This window comes from Petrocella sp. FN5 (genome assembly GCF_029210395.1).
Classification (GTDB): Bacteria; Bacillota; Clostridia; order Lachnospirales; family Vallitaleaceae; genus Petrocella.
Map to the genome: position 1 here is coordinate 1 of NZ_JARGDP010000208.1, position 880 is coordinate 880.

2 protein-coding genes are annotated in these 880 nt (G+C 37.0%); both read left to right on the plus strand.

Features of this window, described 5'->3' with window-relative positions; translation table 11 throughout:
• The first annotated feature begins 204 nt into the window (after nt 1-204).
• A complete protein-coding gene (locus P0N36_RS15520; protein WP_275843799.1) occupies nt 205-453 on the plus strand; it encodes a type II toxin-antitoxin system HicA family toxin in 249 nt (82 codons plus the stop codon).
• 4 nt (nt 454-457) lie between these two features.
• Nucleotides 458-820, plus strand: a complete 363-nt coding sequence (locus P0N36_RS15525) for a toxin-antitoxin system HicB family antitoxin (RefSeq protein ID WP_275843800.1) — start codon at nt 458-460, stop codon at nt 818-820.
• The last annotated feature ends 60 nt before the right edge of the window (nt 821-880 follow it).

Sequence of the window (880 nt, forward strand, 5' to 3'; positions counted from 1 at the left end):
TGCCACCAATTACAGAACCCGCGCACCGATAGGCTGACGTGTTGCGTAGCGGCATTTCAGCCTATCGTCCTGTGAGTTGACGATGTGTGGCATCCGTCCGATTAAAGGGCCATATCGTCAATTCGCTGTTAGCAGATGTATTTGCGGAACTTCCTCTTGACACCGTATATGACACCACTTATAATAGCATTAGGGAGGGTACTTATGAGTAAACGTGATAAATTACTACAAAAACTGAAAAATAACCCCACTAATGTAAAATTTGAAACCATTCAATCTTTACTATTACATTTCGGATTCAAAGAACGTGTCCCAAAAGGTGGTTCTTCACACTATACTTACATATACAAGGGAATTATCATTACAATTCCAAAACATAAACCCGTTAAAACAATCTATATAAAAAAAGTGTTGGCTCTCTTGGAAGAGCTCAATCTAATTGAAAAGGAGTAAGATTATGAAAGATTTAAATTATTACCTTAACCTCAAATACCCTCTTACAATTCTTCAAGAAGATGACGGTAGCTATTACGCTGAATATCCAGACTTAAAGGGTTGCATGACAGTCGCTTCATCTTTCGAAGAGATTCACGAAATGGCTGATGACGCTAAACTTGCCTGGTTAGAAACTGCTGTAGAAAACAATATTATTATACCAGAACCAAAAGAAGCATCTGCATATTCTGGAAACTTTAAATTACGTATTCCTAAATCACTTCATAAGCAATTGGCAGAAGAAGCAAAACAAGAAGGTATTAGCATGAATCAGCTATGTGTATATCTCTTAAGCAAGGAACTTGAACACCATCATTATGCATAAACTATAGGCTCAGAGATGGGCCTTATTTTTTTGTAAACTAGCATATATATCTGCTAACGT